Here is a 16,933-nt window from a genome sequence, read left to right on the forward strand (position 1 = left end):
ACCCGCCCGTAAATGGCGGATTAAAGCTGTTGCATCATCTTGCGCACGCCGGCCACATGCCGTCGGCTGACGATCAGGGCATCGCCGTTCAAGCCTTTGAGGAACAGCTGAAAATGCCCCAGAGGCGTGCGTTGCAGGCGTTCGATGCGTTCGCGGGCGACCAGCGCGTTGCGGTGGATTCGCACGAAGCGGTCGCCAAATTCATCTTCAAGGGCCTTGAGCGGCTCATCCAGCAGCACTTCGCCGCCTTCGTGGCGCAAGGTCACGTATTTGTGATCCGCAATGAAGTAGACCACCTGACCCAACGGGATCAGTTCGATACCTTTACGGGTACGGGCGCTGATGTGGCTGCGCGGACCGCTGCCACTTTCGGCGGCGGGACGGGTCAGGGCCGCGAGCTGGACGCGATTGGGCCGCTCGGCTTTTTTCAACGCTTCATGCAATTGTTCTGTACGCACAGGTTTCACCAGATAGCCTACGGCGCTGGCCTGTAAGGCTTCCACGGCAAATTCATCGGACCCTGTGCAAAACACCACGGCGGGCGGGGTTTCGCGTTCGCACAATCGTGCAGCCACTTGCAGGCCATCGAGGCCCGGCATGCCGATATCGAGCAGCACGATATCGGGTTTGTGGCTGTCGATCAGAGCCAACGCCTCATCGCCGTTCGTGGCGCTAGGCTCCAGGACACTGTATCCCTCGAGTTCGCCAACCATTCGGCTCAGGCGCTCGCGGGCAAGGGGTTCGTCATCAACGATCAGGACATTCATATTGCGCTGGATTCCTGCGTGAGTCTCGCACAAGGATAGCGTAGACAGGTGAAGTGACGTCCGTCACCGCGATCCACGCTAAGACTAGCGCGAGGGCCAAAAAGTGCCGCCCGACCGACGGCTAAATTTTCATCTGTCGTGCGTTTGGCGGCCCAGGCCCGCGTTGGCGAGGCATCGCCGTAGGGTTTGTTGATACACAATATGAACACCCCCTCTTCTTATAGTCAGCTGCAGCGTCTGGAACGGCGCTGATCCTATTGTCCAACTGTAGACGGTTGCCGGCACGATATTGCTCAATTGAAAAATATCGTTGCGCAATTCCCCAAGGCGCTGACTCGAGTATGGACCGCAGCATGAGAAAAAAACGTATCGACCAGTGTCAGCGACAGGATTGGCAACCCTGTTATTATCCGCGACAGCTTTCTACGCCATCTTTCTTCAGCCGACACGAGCGAATTCATGAGCACTGACAAGACCAATCAGTCCTGGGGCGGCCGCTTCAGTGAACCCGTCGACGCCTTCGTCGCCCGCTTCACCGCCTCCGTCACTTTCGACCAGCGCCTGTATCGCCACGACATCATGGGCTCGATCGCTCACGCCACGATGCTGGCCAAGGTCGGCGTGCTGACCGATGCCGAGCGCGACAGCATCACTGATGGCCTGAAGACCATCCAGGGTGAAATCGAGGCCGGCCAGTTCGACTGGCGCATCGACCTCGAAGACGTGCACATGAATATCGAGGCGCGTCTGACCGACCGCATCGGCGTCACCGGTAAAAAGCTGCACACCGGCCGCAGCCGTAACGACCAGGTCGCCACCGACATCCGCCTGTGGCTGCGTGACGAGATCGACCTGATCCTGAGCGAAATCACCCGCCTGCAAAAAGGCTTGCTGGAGCAGGCCGAGCGCGAAGCCGGCAGCATCATGCCGGGCTTCACCCACCTGCAAACCGCACAGCCGGTAACCTTCGGGCACCACATGCTGGCCTGGTTCGAGATGCTCAGCCGCGACTACGAGCGTCTGGTCGACTGCCGCAAGCGCACTAACCGCATGCCGCTGGGCAGCGCCGCACTGGCCGGTACCACCTACCCGATCGACCGCGAATTCACCGCCCAACTGTTGGGCTTCGACGCCGTCGGCGGTAACTCGCTGGACAACGTGTCCGATCGTGACTTCGCCATCGAGTTCTGCTCGGCCGCGAGCATCGCGATGATGCACTTGTCGCGCTTCTCCGAAGAGCTGGTGCTGTGGACCAGCGCGCAATTCCAGTTCATCGATCTGCCGGACCGTTTCTGCACCGGCAGCTCGATCATGCCGCAAAAGAAAAACCCGGACGTTCCGGAGCTGGTGCGTGGCAAGACCGGTCGCGTATTCGGCGCGCTGATGGGGCTGCTGACCCTGATGAAAGGCCAGCCACTGGCCTACAACAAGGACAACCAGGAAGATAAAGAGCCACTGTTCGACGCTGCCGACACGTTGCGCGACTCGCTGCGGGCCTTTGCCGACATGATCCCGGCGATCAAACCCAAGCACACGATGATGCGTGAAGCAGCCCTGCGCGGCTTCTCCACCGCCACCGACCTGGCCGACTACCTCGTACGTCGTGGCCTGCCGTTCCGTGACTGCCACGAAATCGTTGGCCATGCAGTGAAGTACGGCGTGGAAAGCGGTAAAGACCTGGCGGAAATGAGCCTTGAAGAGCTGCGCAAGTTCAGCGACCAGATCGATCAGGATGTGTTCGCCGTGCTGACCCTGGAAGGCTCGGTGAATGCCCGTGACCATATCGGCGGGACTGCGCCGGCACAGGTCAAGAAGGCTGTGGCTCGCGGCCAGGCATTGCTCGCCAGCCGCTAAACCGTCAAAAGCTTCGCGAGCAAGCCCGCTCCCACATTAAATCGGTGGTGAACACAAACCTTGTGAACACCATAGAACCAATGTGTGCGGGCTTGCTCGCGAAAGCGGTCTTGAAGGCGCTAAAAATACCTACTTCTTGGACGCGACCATCGCCAGAAACGCTGGCATCGCCGCTTCCTTATCCTTTGCAATCCGCTGCACATGCGGATTCTGTTCCAGACGCTCCAGCAGCGCCTTGGCCGCCGGCATCTCAGCCAGCAAATCCAGGTCAAACAGCTTCTGCGCCACCGCACAGGCCAGCGGCACGCTGTAGAGGAAATACAAATCCGCAATGCTCAGGCTGTCGCCTGCCACATAAGGGGCGAACTTGCCGTGCCTGCCCAGTGAAGCGAACCCCAGCAGCAACTCGGCTTTGGTCTTGTCCTTGATCGCATCCGGCACAGTCATGCCGAAAAATGCTTCGCCGTAGCAGGCACGCCCCGGCAATTCGATGTACAGCTCGATTTCCTTGGCCAGTGCCAGGACCTGCGAACGCTCAAAGGGATCGCTTGGCAACAGCGGCGTGCCTTTCTGGCTGTGTTCGAGGTATTCGAGAATCACGCTGGTTTCGTTGACGAAACCCTGTTCGACGCCCAGCACCGGCACCTTCCCGCGCGGGCTGATGGCTAATGCCTCGGGGCTCGGCCCCGGGTAAAACAATACTTCTTCGAACGGCAGTCCCTTCTCCAGCAGCGCCAGCTTGACCATGTTGTAGTAGTTGCTGACGGAAAATCCATAAAGCTTGAGCATCACATAGCCTCCAGGCCGTGCAGGGTTGGCAGGGTTGGCAGGTGCCTTTTATAGAACGTCGCGACGTTTCTTGCCAGCAGCATCACAGCGCTGAATGCAGGTAAACTGGCCGCCTTAACTTGAGGAGCCTGCCATGAGCGAGCCAACTGATATCGACATCGACGAAGAAGAGTTCGCCGAAAATACCCTGGTCGAAGCCATCGAAAACCAGATCGAAAGCGACAACCCGCCGGCCGCCAAGGCGACCTTCAACAAGCTGACATTGGTGGGTTACGAGCGTGAAGAAATTCTCAATCTGATGGCCCACGTTCTGGCAGTGGAAATTGACGCGATCCTCGAAGAAGACCGCGCGTTCAACTCCGAATGGTATGAAGCTGCGTTGCGTGCATTGCCAGAGTTGCCGCCGGAAAAGAAATAAAATCAAAAGATCGCACCTGTCGAAGGCTGCGATCTTTTTCAATTCAGGCAACCGTTTCTCAGACCCTGACTACACTGAATCCACCCCGCTGCCGCACCACCCACCGGGGAATGCTTCCCAAGGCGAAAAAACCCTGTCGCGAGCACTGGACATGCCGCCCGAGTGGGATCACCTTAGGGGCGCTATCGTCCAATTCCTAGAAAGTCTGGAGTCCTTATGTCGCTTACCCCTGAGTTGGTTGCCGAACTGGAAATCCTCGCACTCTTCAACCTGGACAGTTCCCAGGAAGGTTTGAAAATTCATCAGACCGCTGCCCCGAAAGCCATTGCCGCCGCCCAAAGACTGTTCGACAAAGAACTGATCACCCAGCCAGATGGTGGTTATCTGACCAGCCTCGGTCGTGACGCCGCGCAAAATGTGCAAACCGTTCTGACCATTCTCAACGTCCGGGAAACTGCCTGAGCATTACCGTAGCGCCCACGGAAACCCCTGCTACGGGATTTCCGCGGGCACATTTCGTTACCGGCCCTGTTGCCTGCCGTCGCCCCGAGATAAAAATCTGACGCCAGAAAAACAAAATCAGCTTAAAAGTCCTGGAGCCGAGGCGCTAAACTGCCCCTCATCCGCAGACACCCACGTCTGAGCCCTGCGAGCCGGTTTGAGCTGACATGACCCGCACCCATGAAATCCGCCCCGATCTGGACGAGGGAATCGACCGCAAGGTTCTCAGCCAACTGCGCGCACGTTTTCTGAAGCTCAACGAAGGCCGTATGGCCCGTGCCATGGAAGGGTTGTCGACCCGCCAGCAAGCGGTGCTGACCCTGTTGCCGCTGTTTTTCCACGTCAATCATCCGCTGTTGCCGGGGTACGTTTCGGGCAGCACGCCGGCCGGGCTGTCGAATTACGAACCCGACGCCAACACCCTCGCCGAAGCCCAACGCCTGACCCGCTCGTTTTCCTATAAGCCCCGCCATGGCAGCAATCCGCCGCGACCGATTCACGGCCTGTTCCTGATGGGCAGCCTCGGCACCCTCGCCCAGGCCGATCAGAGCGACATGGACGTGTGGGTTTGTCACGGGCCGGACTTGAGCGAAAGCGACCTCGCTGAACTGCGCAAAAAATGCCAACTCCTCGAAATTTGGGCCGCCAGTCAGGGCGCCGAGGCGCATTTCTTCCTGATCGACCCGACCCGTTTCGTACGCGGCGAACGTGATACGCAACTGAGCTCGGAAGACTGCGGCACCACCCAGCACTATCTGCTGCTGGACGAGTTTTACCGCACCGCGATCTGGCTGGCCGGACGCACGCCCATCTGGTGGTTGGTGCCGGTCTACGAAGAAGCGAGCTACGACCGTTACACCCACACGCTGATGTCCAAGCGCTTCATCCGTGCCGATGAAACCCTGGACCTGGGGCATCTGGCCTATATCCCGCCGGGGGAGTTCATCGGCGCCGGACTCTGGCAGTTGTTCAAGGGCATCGAGTCGCCGTACAAATCGGTCCTCAAACTGCTGCTGATCGAGGTCTATGCCAGCGAACACCCCAAGGTTCATTGCCTGAGCCTGCGTTTCAAGCAAGCTGTGTTTGCCAATCGGCTCGACCTTGATGAGCTGGATCCGTACGTCGTGGTCTACCGGCGCATCGAGGAATACCTGACCGCCCGTGGCGAGCCGGAACGGCTGGAGCTGGTACGCCGGGCGTTGTACCTGAAGGTCAATCGCAAACTCACCGGCAGCAACAGTCGCACTCAGAGCTGGCAGCGTTCGTTGCTCAAACGCCTGGCCCACGAATGGCAGTGGGATCATCGTCAACTGGCCCTGCTCGATAGCCGCAGCCAGTGGAAAGTCCGTCAGGTCGGTTCTGAACGCAGGGCCTTGGTCAACGAGCTCAATTACAGCTATCGCTTCCTGACCCAGTTCGCCCGCAACGAACAGACCGTCAGCCTGATCAACAAGCGCGACCTCAACGTGCTGGGTCGCCGGTTGTACGCGGCCTTCGAGCGCAAGGCCGACAAGGTCGAGTTCATCAACCCTGGCATCGCCCCGGATCTGGCCGAAGACACCCTCACGCTGGTGCACGCGCCGAACAAAAAAGAATCGGGTCAAACTCAGTGGGGTTTGTACAACGGTAGCCTGACGGCCCTCGAATGGGAGCATTTCGCACCGATCAAGCGCAGCCGCCAATTGCTGGAACTGCTGACCTGGTGTCACCGCAATGGCGTGATCGACAGCAGCACTCGCCTGGCCTTGCATCCCGGCAGCAGCGACCTGAGCGAGTTCGAACTGTTCAACCTGCTCGGCAGCCTGCAACAGAGCATCGCCCTGCCGCTGACGACCGTCGCCGAAGAACCGTTACTGCGCGCCAGCGTGCCGAGTGAAGTGCTTATCCTGGTGAACGTCGGCGTCGATCCACTCAAGCACCACCGCGACCTGAACATCCTGATGACCACCGAGCGCACTGATTCCCTCAGTTACGCCGGCGTCCGGGAAAACCTGGTGCTGACCCTGGATCAGGTCACGCTCAACAGTTGGAACGAAGTGCTGGTCAACCGCTTCGACGGCCCTCACGCGCTGCTCGACTGCGTGCGCGATTACCTCAACAACCTGCCCGGCGGGCTACAACAACCCACGTTGCGGGTTCGTTGCTTCTGCCACAACCGCGCACAGTTCATCGCCCGGAGGGTCGAAGAGATCCTCGACACCGCGCAGAACCTGCTATTGAGCAAACTCAATCATCGCTACCTGATTCAGGTCCAGCAGCACTACCACGTGCTGGAATTGGTGCCCGGCCAGGTCAATCATGTCGCCCTCGCCACGCTACCGGCGCTGGTCGATTACCTGGGCGAAGAGCTGGCAAGCTACAGCCCGCTGCACCTGGACCCGATGGCGCTGGAAGACCACGACCTGGCGCTGGTTCTGCCGATGGGCCAGCCCGATTGCATTCAGGTGTTCTACCGGATCAACGAGTACCGCGCCGACCTGTACGTGCTGGATGAATTCAATGCCCTGTGGCAGCAGCGCTTGCCCTACCACGACGAGCAAAGCCTGCTGGTGCCGCTGCAACGTTTCCTGCAATCGATCCAGTACCGGCGCGACGCCTTGCTGCCGATGGACGTCGCCCAGCCGCTGAGCCTGGACATCTTGTATTACCAACTGCTGCCCTCCGGCCCCGTGCGGGCGCGTCGGGTCGAAGCTCGGCCAGCGCCGCAAACCCCGGTCAACAAACCGTTCTACGACGTGCAGGCGATTGTCGGTAAAGCCGCACCGGGACAGGTGCAGGTCACGTTGTATTGCAATCAGCGGGAGTTTTCAGAGCTGGAGCATGGCGACCAACTGTTCAGCGTGGTCGCCCGGGAAATCGTCGAGCAGCGCCGTGAAACCGAACGCTATCGCTGCTACATCACCGACCTGGACCTGTCGGGCCTGCTCGGTGATGGTCAGAGTTCAAGCATTTTGTATTTGCGCTACAAGGCTGACCTGGAGCGCGCACTGAACGAGGCGCTCGAGCAGGTCTGAGGGGGTTATTCCGGAAAGTGGCCGCCCTCGGCCGGCTGCGATTCGACTTCCAGCAGGGTCAGTTTCAGTGTCTTGCCACCCGGTGCCGGCCAGTCGATATGCTGACCAACCTTGAGACCGAGCAGTGCGCTGCCGACCGGCGCCAGAATGGAAATCTTGCCTTCGTCGGCATTGGCATCCTTCGGATAAACCAGCGTCAAGTGATAGTCCTTGCCGCTGCCTTCTTCGCGGCAATGCACACGGGAATTCATGGTTACGACATCGGCGGGCACTTCATCGTGACCGACCAGGGTATCGGCGCGATCCAGTTCGGTTTGCAGCGCGATAACGCCCGGCAGCGTGTCATCCAGGCTGTCGATCAGGCGCTCCAGACGTTGCACGTCCAGACGGGTAAGGGTGATTGAAGGTGCGGTCATGATTTGGGCAGACTCCTTTCTTCTGCACAGAAAAAGCAAAACCCCGCCAGAAAAAGGCGGGGTTTTCACGAGCCTCGATGGGTTGAGGCGTTTCTCGACACTATCACAGCTCAATAAATATACAAGTCAGGGGTGACCACGGCCCTGACAGGGGAAAATCGTGAGCTCACTCAGAGTAGACCCTGTGGGAGCGGGCTTGCTCGCGAATGCGGTGTGACAGTCAAAATTGATATCGACTGATACACCGCATTCGCGAGCAAGCCCGCTCCCACAAGTTGCGCGTCAGGCGCAGGATTTGCGCTGGATGGCCTGCGCGCAAATCACTCGCCGCCGATCGTCATCGGCCGAGCGCCATTCGCGGATGTCTTCGACATGGCGAAAACACCCAAGGCAGACCTTCTGTTCATCCAGCCGACACACACCGCTGCATGGCGAAGCCACCGCCGGGCTGACATTGCTGTAGAGCGGTTTTGGCGGTCGAACGGGCGCAGGCTGAGTCACGATCTCACAGGCCTTCGAAATCGAGCTCGGCGTCAGCTTGCTGCTTGACGATGCGCTCGAGCATTTCGCCCAGTTGCTCTTCGCTCTTGTCGCACATCCAGCGCTCGCTCTCTTCGTCGTAATCGAAGTGAAACCCGCCGGACACGGCCGCCAGCCACAGCTGCCGCAGGGGTTCCTGACGGCTGAAAATCAACTGGCTGCCGTTTTCGAACTTGACGGTGAGCACACCGGCCGAGCTCTCCAGATCGATATCCAGGTCACACTCGTCAAAAATATCCTCCAGCGCTTGCTGGGTGGCATCGACCAGATCGTGGAAACGGGCTTCAGTCAAACTCATTGCGGGAACCTCAAAAAGTGTCTACTCACGCTCAAGCGCCGCAAGATACGGGCGAGCCCCGGTGATTGCAAAGGATAACGATCAAGCGTCGATATCGATATGGTAGCGCTGTACCTGTGGGAGCGGCGATGCGGCGACCCGACTTGCTCGCGAAGAGGCCGACACATCCAACATGTTTGTTGACTGAACCACCGCATTCGTCGGAACGCCGCCCGGAGCAAGCCCACTCCCACAATGGATTGCATATAACTCGCCGACATCATGCCAAGCCCCGCCGGACGGGAGCCCCGTCGCATAGGCAAGCTGCCGGGTGGCCGGTATACTCCGGCGCAATTAATGCATTTTCAAGGATTTCGCCATGAAGCGCCTGATCTCTTCCCTTGCTGCGCTCGCTTCGCTCGTCGCTTTTGTCAGCTTATTATCGGCCTGTGGTCAAAAAGGCCCGCTGTACCTGCCTGACGATAGCCAGGACCCTGCCGAGCAAGCCAAGTCCTCGCAAAAGCAGCCTGCGTCGAAAGCACACAAGCACGACGTCTACCAATAAGGGAACGCCATGGACGCTTTTAACTACCGTGACGGCGAGCTGTTCGCGGAAGGTGTTGCCCTGTCCGCCATCGCCGAACGCTTTGGCACACCGACCTACGTCTACTCCCGTGCGCACATCGAAGCCCAGTACCTGGCTTACGCCGATGCGCTGGCCGGCATGCCGCACCTGGTCTGCTTTGCGGTCAAGGCCAACTCCAACCTGGGTGTACTGAATGTCCTGGCGCGTTTGGGCGCCGGTTTCGACATCGTCTCCCGTGGCGAGCTGGAACGCGTACTGGCCGCTGGCGGCAGCGCCGACAAGATCGTCTTCTCCGGTGTCGGCAAGACCCGTGACGACATGCGTCGCGCCCTGGAAGTCGGCGTGCATTGCTTCAATGTCGAATCCACCGATGAGCTGGAACGTCTGCAAGTGGTCGCCGCCGAGCTGGGCGTTCGCGCACCGATCTCGCTGCGCGTGAACCCGGATGTCGACGCCGGCACCCACCCGTACATTTCCACCGGTCTTAAAGAGAACAAGTTCGGCATCGCCATCGCCGACGCCGAAGACGTGTACATCCGCGCCGCCCAACTGCCAAACCTGGAAGTGGTCGGCGTCGATTGCCACATCGGTTCGCAACTGACCACCCTGCCGCCCTTCATCGACGCCCTTGACCGCCTGCTGGGCCTGGTCGACCGCCTCGGCGATTGCGGTATTTACCTGCGCCACATCGATCTCGGTGGTGGTTTGGGCGTGCGTTATCGCGATGAAGAGCCGCCATTGGCTGCCGACTACATCAAAGCCGTGCGCGAGCGTCTCGACGGTCGTGACCTGGCACTGGTGTTCGAGCCGGGCCGCTTTATCGTCGCCAACGCCGGCGTGCTGCTGACCCAGGTCGAGTACCTCAAGCACACCGAACACAAAGACTTCGCCATCGTCGACGCGGCCATGAACGACCTGATCCGCCCGGCGCTGTACCAGGCCTGGATGGACGTCACCGCCGTGCGCCCGCGCAACTCCGCTGCCCGTGCCTACGACATCGTCGGGCCGATCTGCGAGACCGGCGACTTCCTGGCCAAGGACCGTCAGCTGGCCCTGGAAGAAGGCGATCTGCTGGCCGTGCATTCGGCCGGTGCCTACGGGTTTGTCATGAGTTCCAACTACAACACCCGCGGCCGTGCCGCTGAAGTGTTGGTGGACGGTGATCAGGCATTTGAAGTGCGTCGCCGTGAGACGGTAGCCGAGTTGTTTGCTGGCGAAAGCCTGCTGCCGGAGTAAAACCATGCTGCTGCGTTTTACCAAGATGCACGGCCTGGGCAATGACTTCATGGTCCTCGACCTGGTCAGCCAGCATGCGCACATCCTGCCCAAACACGCCAAGCAATGGGGCGATCGGCATACGGGTATCGGTTTCGACCAGTTGCTGATCGTCGAAGCACCCAGCAACCCGGACGTGGATTTCCGCTATCGGATTTTCAACGCCGACGGCTCCGAAGTGGAACAGTGCGGCAACGGTGCGCGCTGTTTCGCACGCTTCGTGCTCGACAAACGCCTGACCGCGAAGCGGCAGATCCGCGTCGAGACCAAAAGCGGCATCATCGAACTGGATATCCGCAGCGACGGGCAGATCGGTGTCAACATGGGCGCACCGCGCCTGGTACCGGCCGACATTCCGTTCGACGCGCCGGAACAGGCCCTGAGTTATCAGGTTGACGTCGACGGTACTGCGGTCGAACTGGCCGCCGTGTCCATGGGCAACCCCCATGCCGTGCTGCGGGTCAGCGACATCAACAATGCACCGGTGCATGAACTGGGGCCGAAAATCGAAAACCATCCGCGCTTCCCGGCGCGGGTCAATGTCGGTTTTCTCCAGGTCATCGACCGCAACCGCGCGCAGTTGCGCGTCTGGGAACGCGGTGCCGGGGAAACCCAGGCGTGCGGAACCGGCGCTTGCGCTGCCGCAGTGGCCGCGATCAGCCAGGGGTGGATGGATTCGCCGCTATTGATCGACCTGCCCGGCGGGCGTTTGTCCATTGAATGGGCAGGCCCTGGCCAACCGGTCATGATGACCGGCCCGGCAGTGCGCGTTTATGAAGGACAAGTGCGTCTTTGAGAGAGTCGAATCCATGAAAGATAAGCCCCAGGTTCCCGCCCTACAGCCCGACGAATCCCCTTCCGAAAGCCTTGAGGCGGCGGCTATTGCCGCGTACCTGGAGGCTCATCCGGATTTCTTCGTCGAGCACGAAGAACTGCTCGCAACCTTGCGCATTCCGCACCAGCGTGGCGACACCATCTCGCTGGTCGAACGCCAGATGAGCATCCTGCGCGACCGCAATATCGAGTTGCGTCATCGCCTCTCGCACTTGATGGACGTGGCCCGCGACAACGACCGCCTTTTCGACAAGACCCGCCGCCTGATTCTCGCGCTGATGGACGCCACCAGCCTGGAAGACGTGGTGATCAGCGTCGAAGACAGTCTGCGCCAGGACTTCCAGGTGCCCTTCGTCAGCCTGATCCTGCTGGGTGACAACCCGATGCCGGTCGGCCGCTGGGTCACTCATGCCGACGCGCAAACGGCCATCGGCGGCTTGCTCTCGGAAGACAAAAGCGTCAGCGGCAGCCTGCGTGAACACGAACTGGACTTCCTGTTTGGCGAAGAACAGCGCAAGCAGATCGGCTCCACCGCCGTCGTCGCCATCAGCTACCAAGGCATCCACGGCGTCCTGGCCATCGCCAGCCGCGACCCGCAGCACTACAAGAGCTCGGTGGGCACGCTGTTTCTCAGCTACATCGCCGAAGTCATGGGTCGCGTGCTGCCACGGGTCAACACCTCCCTGCGCTCGGTACGCTGATCGTGGAACGGCAACTGGACGCTTACTGCGAACACCTGCGCAGTGAGCGGCAGGTGTCGCCTCACACGCTGTATGCCTACCGTCGCGACCTCGACAAAGTGCTGGGCTGGTGCGTCAAACAGAACATCAGCAGTTGGGCGGCCCTGGACATCCAGCGCCTGCGCAGCCTGATCGCTCGTCTGCATTCACAGGGCCAATCTTCGCGCAGCCTGGCGCGGCTGCTGTCGGCGGTGCGCGGGCTCTATCACTATCTGAACCGCGAAGGCCTCTGCGACCATGACCCGGCCAACGGCCTGGCGCCGCCGAAGGGCGAACGTCGGCTGCCAAAAACCCTCGACACCGATCGCGCGCTGCAACTGCTTGAGGGCGCGGTGGAAGATGATTTTCTGGCACGTCGGGATCAAGCGATCCTGGAGCTGTTCTATTCCTCAGGTTTACGGCTGTCGGAGCTGACCGGACTTAATCTGGATCAGTTGGACCTGGCCGACGGCATGGTTCAAGTGCTCGGCAAGGGCAGCAAGACCCGACTGCTGCCGGTCGGCAAAAAAGCTCGCGAAGCGCTGGAGTTGTGGCTGCCGCTACGGGCCATGACCAACCCGGCGGACGACGCGGTGTTTGTCAGCCAGCAAGGCCGGCGCCTCGGCCCACGGGCGATTCAGGTGCGGGTTAAAGCCGCTGGCGAGCGCGAACTGGGACAGAACCTGCATCCGCACATGCTGCGCCACTCCTTTGCCAGCCATTTGCTGGAGTCTTCCCAGGACTTGCGAGCGGTTCAGGAGTTGCTCGGCCACTCGGACATCAAAACCACCCAGATCTACACCCACCTGGACTTCCAGCACTTGGCGACGGTTTACGACAGCGCCCATCCAAGGGCCAAACGCATCAAAGGCGATGAGTCATGAGAATTCAATTGATCACCTTCGACCTCGACGACACCCTGTGGGACACCGCCCCGGTGATCGTCAGCGCCGAAGCCATATTGCGTGAATGGCTGACCGAACACGCACCAAATCTGGGCGCCGTGCCGGTGGAGCATTTGTGGGCGATTCGCGAACGGATCCTGAGCGGTGAGCCGGGCCTCAAGCACCGCATCAGCGCCCTGCGCCGCCGAGTCTTGTTCCACGCGCTGGAAGAGGCCGGTTACGACCATGGTCAGGCCTCAGATCTGGCCGACAAGAGTTTTGAAGTGTTTCTGCATGCGCGGCATCAGCTGGACATCTTCCCGGAGGTGCAACCGACCCTGGAGACTCTGGCCAATCACTACGCGCTCGGCGTGGTCACCAATGGCAACGCCGATGTGCGCCGGTTAGGGCTGGCGGATTACTTCAAGTTTGCCTTGTGCGCCGAAGACATCGGCATCGGCAAGCCGGATGCGCGACTGTTTCATGAGGCGTTGCAGCGTGGTGGTGCGACGGCCGAGACGGCCGTGCATATCGGCGATCATCCGGGTGACGACATTGCCGGCGCCCAGCAGGCGGGATTGCGCGCGATCTGGTTTAACCCGACGGGCAAAGTTTGGGAAGCCGAGAAGGCACCAGATGCCGAGATACGCAGCCTGAGCGAGTTGCCGGCGTTGTTGGCCCTCTGGAACGCCCAACATTGATCCTGTTTAGTACAAAATCAAATGTGGGAGCGGGCTTGCTCGCGAAAGCGGTGTGTCAGTCGACATCAATGCTGACTGACACGGCCCCTTCGCGAGCAAGCCCGCTCCCACAGGGGATCACTGCAAATTCCAGATTTTTACACTGCCCATAAAAAAGCCCGCAGCGACGGCGGGCTTTTTCAGCAAGCAAGTAGCAGGCTCAGATAGGCCGGCTGCCGTACTTGTTGTCAGGCTTCTTGGGCGGATCGGCGACCACATTGGCCTCCACTTCCTGCACCTTGCCGCCCTTGGCCAGGAACTCATCCATGGCCCGCGCCAGAGCGTCACGCTCCTTGTTTTTTGCTTCGACGCTCGGCAGCTCATCGACCGATACCGCTGCCTTGGCTTTGCCTTTGGCGGTCGGAACGGGCGTTTCACCGCCATCGTCGTCAGCAACGTCTTCCGCTGCTGTTTCCAGACCTTCTTCGGTTTCGTCGTCGTCGCCTACTTCGAGGTCGTCGTTTTCCAGATCATCGTCGCTCATGTTCTACCTCATGACTTGCGAAAAGCAGATTAGTTATAGCCCAGCTTCGCCGTCTGTCGAAGGCCGCCGGAAAAAATTCTACAACCGCTGGCAACCAGCGGTTTATGCCTCTTCACCGTGCACGGTGGCGAGGACTTTACGGGCACCGCCAAAATCACGGTGCTCGCCCAGATAAACGCCTTGCCAGGTCCCCAACGCCAGTCGGCCTGCCGAAATCGGCAAACTGAGCTGACAGCCAAGCACGCTGGCCTTGAAGTGCGCCGGGAGGTCGTCCAGGCCTTCGTCGTTATGCTCATAGCCGTCTGTTCCTTGTGGGATCAGACGATTGAAAAATCGTTCGAAGTCGCGACGTACCGCCGGATCGGCGTTCTCGTTGATGGTCAACGACGCCGAGGTATGCTGCAGCCACAAATGCAACAGGCCGACCCGACATGCCTTGAGTTCAGGCAGGCCGGCGAGTAACTCGTCTGTTACCAGATGAAAGCCCCGGGGCCTCGCCCGCAGGGTAATCAGAGTCTGTTGCCACATACAGTTCTCCGCACGTTCGGGGCGCATTCTAGCGCGCTCTGGGAAAAAACAAAGGCCCTAATATTCCTTCAATCATGTAAGCCATTGGCCGCAGAAAAACGCTCGTCGTAAACGCCACTAAACGTGTACGAAAAAACCTTTCAGCAGTTCCTTCACTGACAAACTCCAGACAAAAAAATGCCCGGCAAGCCGGGCAAGTTTTTTTGTGCGCGTACTTACAAGTTGTAGCCGCGTTCGTTGTGGAGTGCCAGATCGATGCCGACCGCCTCTTCTTCCTCAGTGATACGCAGACCCATGACGGCGTCCAGCACTTTGAGAATGATGAAGGTGACGATCGCGGTGTAGATCACCGTGAAGCCCACGCCTTTGCACTGAATCCAGACTTGTGCGGCGATGTCGGTGACGGTGCCGAAACCACCCAGCGACGGTGCAGCGAAGACACCGGTCAGGATCGCGCCGAGGATACCGCCGATACCGTGCACGCCGAAGGCGTCCAGGGAGTCGTCATAGCCGAGTTTGCGTTTCAGGGTGGTGGCGCAGAAGAAGCACACCACGCCGGCAGCCAGACCGATGACCAGAGCGCCCATCGGGCCGACGGTGCCAGCGGCTGGCGTGATTGCAACCAGACCGGCCACAACACCCGAAGCGATACCCAGGGCACTTGGTTTGCCGTGAGTGATCCACTCGGCGAACATCCAGCCCAGTGCGGCGGCGGCAGTTGCGATCTGGGTCACCAGCATCGCCATACCGGCAGTGCCGTTGGCCGCTGCGGCGGAGCCGGCGTTGAAGCCGAACCAGCCAACCCACAGCATGGCAGCGCCCATCAGGGTGTAACCGAGGTTGTGCGGCGCCATCGGGGTGGTCGGGAAGCCTTTACGTTTGCCCAGTACCAGGCAGGCGATCAGACCGGCCACACCGGCGTTGATGTGCACCACGGTGCCACCGGCGAAGTCCAGCACGCCCCAGTCCCACAACAGGCCGCCGTTACCGGACCAGACCATGTGCGCGATGGGTGCATAAACCAGAGTGAACCAGACGCCCATGAAGATCAGCATGGCGGAGAACTTCATCCGCTCGGCGAAGGCACCGACGATCAGCGCAGGGGTGATGATGGCGAACGTCATCTGGAAGGTGACGAACACCGCTTCAGGGAACAGCGCCGCAGGCCCGGTCAGGCTCGCTGGCGTGACACCGGCGAGGAATGCCTTGCCCATGCCACCGAAGAACGAGTTGAAGTTGATGACGCCCTGTTCCATGCCGGTGGTGTCGAACGCGATGCTGTAGCCATAAATGACCCACAGGATGCTGATCAGACCGGTAATGGCGAAGCACTGCATCATCACGGAAAGAATGTTTTTGGAGCGAACCATGCCGCCGTAGAACAGCGCGAGGCCGGGAATGGTCATGAACAGCACGAGGGCTGTCGAGGTCATCATCCAGGCAGTGTCGCCGGAGTTGAGGACTGGGGCTGCCACTTCGTCTGCCGCCATGGCCAGGCCGGGCATTACGAGGGACAACAGGGCTCCTAGCCCTGCGAATTTACGCAGAGTCATATTGTTTTCTCCTGGGGCGTTGGGTTTGTGGCGGCTTAGATTGCGTCGGTATCGGTTTCGCCGGTACGGATGCGAATCGCCTGCTCCAGATTGACCACGAAGATCTTGCCGTCACCGATCTTGCCGGTGTTGGCAGCCTTGGTTATCGCCTCGATAACCCGGTCAAGATCCTTGTCGTCAATGGCGACGTCGATCTTCACCTTTGGCAGGAAATCGACCACGTATTCCGCGCCGCGATACAGCTCGGTGTGACCCTTCTGCCGACCGAAGCCTTTGACTTCAGTAACGGTAATGCCCTGCACGCCGATCTCGGACAGCGACTCGCGTACGTCGTCCAGTTTGAACGGCTTGATGATGGCAGTGACTAGCTTCATGAAAACTCTCTCCCGAATTGGTGGACTTGCCCCAGGAAAACAAACCCGACTCAAGTCTAAGCGCAGTGCCTGGCTTTGTAACGCATCGTCGGCCTTACCTGCCCGTCCGACGCCTGCTAACCACTCCGCACGAAACACTTGCCCCCGTTCCGCTTGGCGCACTGCATTCGTCACAGCGACTGCATCAGTGCATGGGTCACTACCGACTAAGCAGAAAGCTTGCCATCTCGCCGAAACCCACTGGTTTCAAGCCTTTGGCCGCTGCTGCAAGCGGCTTCGCGCAAATGGCCCGACGGATACGCACAACAACAGTGCACAGCCGTCCGTCCCCATGCGCAAAAAGCGTGCACCCCTGACTGCGAGATTGACTATAGACACTG

Annotated in this window: 19 protein-coding genes and 1 pseudogene; 10 read left to right on the forward strand and 10 right to left on the reverse strand. The window is 60.0% G+C overall.

Annotated features, from left to right (window positions below):
* Positions 1 to 20: 20 nt before the first annotated feature.
* Complete coding sequence (locus tag ACMXYH_RS31315) at positions 21 to 767, reverse strand: LytR/AlgR family response regulator transcription factor (RefSeq protein ID WP_129440082.1); 747 nt, start codon at positions 765 to 767, stop codon at positions 21 to 23.
* Positions 764 to 1,083 (reverse strand): annotated as a pseudogene (locus ACMXYH_RS31320) (sensor histidine kinase); the annotation flags it as partial. The gene ACMXYH_RS31315 and the pseudogene ACMXYH_RS31320, both read right to left, overlap by 4 nt.
* Before the next feature lie 143 nt (positions 1,084 to 1,226).
* Here ACMXYH_RS31320 and argH point away from each other — a divergent pair.
* Positions 1,227 to 2,621 carry an argininosuccinate lyase gene (gene argH, locus ACMXYH_RS31325; RefSeq protein ID WP_134420867.1) on the forward strand — a complete coding sequence of 465 codons (1,395 nt, stop codon included), beginning with the start codon at positions 1,227 to 1,229 and terminating at the stop codon, positions 2,619 to 2,621.
* A 129-nt stretch (positions 2,622 to 2,750) separates the two neighbouring features.
* On the opposite strand, the gene ACMXYH_RS31330 is transcribed toward argH, so the two are convergent.
* Entirely contained in the window at positions 2,751 to 3,410 is a 660-nt protein-coding gene (locus ACMXYH_RS31330) for a glutathione S-transferase family protein (protein ID WP_415765914.1), read from the reverse strand.
* Between the two features lie 133 nt (positions 3,411 to 3,543).
* Here ACMXYH_RS31330 and ACMXYH_RS31335 point away from each other — a divergent pair, with 133 nt between their 5' ends.
* The 3 genes from ACMXYH_RS31335 to ACMXYH_RS31345 all read left to right on the forward strand — a co-directional run bounded on the left by ACMXYH_RS31335 (position 3,544) and on the right by ACMXYH_RS31345 (position 7,343).
* A complete protein-coding gene (locus ACMXYH_RS31335; protein WP_129440076.1) occupies positions 3,544 to 3,828 on the forward strand; it encodes a hypothetical protein in 285 nt (94 codons plus the stop codon).
* 216 nt (positions 3,829 to 4,044) lie between these two features.
* Positions 4,045 to 4,290: a TIGR02647 family protein gene (locus ACMXYH_RS31340; protein ID WP_008150272.1), complete on the forward strand. Its 246-nt coding sequence runs from the start codon at positions 4,045 to 4,047 to the stop codon at positions 4,288 to 4,290.
* A gap of 206 nt (positions 4,291 to 4,496) precedes the next feature.
* Positions 4,497 to 7,343 (forward strand): class I adenylate cyclase, encoded by a 2,847-nt coding sequence (locus ACMXYH_RS31345; protein WP_134420871.1) that lies wholly within the window; start codon positions 4,497 to 4,499, stop codon positions 7,341 to 7,343.
* 5 nt (positions 7,344 to 7,348) lie between these two features.
* On the opposite strand, the gene rnk is transcribed toward ACMXYH_RS31345, so the two are convergent.
* The 3 genes from rnk to cyaY all read right to left on the reverse strand — a co-directional run bounded on the left by rnk (position 7,349) and on the right by cyaY (position 8,597).
* Entirely contained in the window at positions 7,349 to 7,759 is a 411-nt protein-coding gene (rnk, locus tag ACMXYH_RS31350) for a nucleoside diphosphate kinase regulator (protein ID WP_046045088.1), read from the reverse strand.
* Between the two features lie 282 nt (positions 7,760 to 8,041).
* Positions 8,042 to 8,260: a DUF1289 domain-containing protein gene (locus tag ACMXYH_RS31355; RefSeq protein WP_129440072.1), complete on the reverse strand. Its 219-nt coding sequence runs from the start codon at positions 8,258 to 8,260 to the stop codon at positions 8,042 to 8,044.
* A gap of 4 nt (positions 8,261 to 8,264) precedes the next feature.
* Entirely contained in the window at positions 8,265 to 8,597 is a 333-nt protein-coding gene (cyaY, locus tag ACMXYH_RS31360; protein WP_129440070.1) for an iron donor protein CyaY, read from the reverse strand.
* Positions 8,598 to 8,955: 358 nt separating this feature from the next.
* Between cyaY and lptM the strand changes: the two genes are divergently transcribed.
* From lptM to ACMXYH_RS31390, 6 genes are read left to right on the forward strand one after another with little or no spacing between them, the layout of a single operon-like run.
* Entirely contained in the window at positions 8,956 to 9,141 is a 186-nt protein-coding gene (gene lptM, locus ACMXYH_RS31365; RefSeq protein ID WP_129440066.1) for an LPS translocon maturation chaperone LptM, read from the forward strand.
* A 9-nt stretch (positions 9,142 to 9,150) separates the two neighbouring features.
* Positions 9,151 to 10,398 (forward strand): diaminopimelate decarboxylase, encoded by a 1,248-nt coding sequence (gene lysA, locus ACMXYH_RS31370; RefSeq protein ID WP_007894881.1) that lies wholly within the window; start codon positions 9,151 to 9,153, stop codon positions 10,396 to 10,398.
* Positions 10,399 to 10,402: 4 nt separating this feature from the next.
* Positions 10,403 to 11,233 (forward strand): diaminopimelate epimerase, encoded by an 831-nt coding sequence (gene dapF / locus ACMXYH_RS31375; protein ID WP_149630711.1) that lies wholly within the window; start codon positions 10,403 to 10,405, stop codon positions 11,231 to 11,233.
* A gap of 13 nt (positions 11,234 to 11,246) precedes the next feature.
* A complete protein-coding gene (locus tag ACMXYH_RS31380) occupies positions 11,247 to 11,972 on the forward strand; it encodes a DUF484 family protein (RefSeq protein WP_046045082.1) in 726 nt (241 codons plus the stop codon).
* Between the two features lie 2 nt (positions 11,973 to 11,974).
* A complete protein-coding gene (gene xerC / locus ACMXYH_RS31385; RefSeq protein WP_008150257.1) occupies positions 11,975 to 12,874 on the forward strand; it encodes a tyrosine recombinase XerC in 900 nt (299 codons plus the stop codon).
* On the forward strand, positions 12,871 to 13,575 hold the full coding sequence (locus ACMXYH_RS31390) for an HAD family hydrolase (RefSeq protein WP_134420877.1): 705 nt from the start codon (positions 12,871 to 12,873) through the stop codon (positions 13,573 to 13,575). Before xerC ends, ACMXYH_RS31390 begins: the two co-directional genes overlap by 4 nt.
* Positions 13,576 to 13,774: 199 nt before the next feature.
* Here the strand turns inward: ACMXYH_RS31390 and sutA are convergent, their stop codons facing one another.
* From sutA to glnK, 4 genes are all read right to left on the reverse strand, one after another.
* Positions 13,775 to 14,098 (reverse strand): transcriptional regulator SutA, encoded by a 324-nt coding sequence (sutA, locus tag ACMXYH_RS31395; RefSeq protein ID WP_129440056.1) that lies wholly within the window; start codon positions 14,096 to 14,098, stop codon positions 13,775 to 13,777.
* 102 nt (positions 14,099 to 14,200) lie between these two features.
* Positions 14,201 to 14,626, reverse strand: a complete 426-nt coding sequence (locus ACMXYH_RS31400) for a secondary thiamine-phosphate synthase enzyme YjbQ (protein ID WP_008030499.1) — start codon at positions 14,624 to 14,626, stop codon at positions 14,201 to 14,203.
* Positions 14,627 to 14,841: 215 nt separating this feature from the next.
* Positions 14,842 to 16,179 (reverse strand): ammonium transporter, encoded by a 1,338-nt coding sequence (locus ACMXYH_RS31405; RefSeq protein ID WP_033060693.1) that lies wholly within the window; start codon positions 16,177 to 16,179, stop codon positions 14,842 to 14,844.
* A 35-nt stretch (positions 16,180 to 16,214) separates the two neighbouring features.
* Positions 16,215 to 16,553 carry a P-II family nitrogen regulator gene (gene glnK / locus ACMXYH_RS31410; protein WP_002555808.1) on the reverse strand — a complete coding sequence of 113 codons (339 nt, stop codon included), beginning with the start codon at positions 16,551 to 16,553 and terminating at the stop codon, positions 16,215 to 16,217.
* Positions 16,554 to 16,933 lie beyond the last annotated feature (380 nt).

The sequence above is a fragment of the Pseudomonas frigoris genome, assembly GCF_047758635.1.
GTDB lineage: Bacteria > Pseudomonadota > Gammaproteobacteria > Pseudomonadales > Pseudomonadaceae > Aquipseudomonas > Aquipseudomonas frigoris.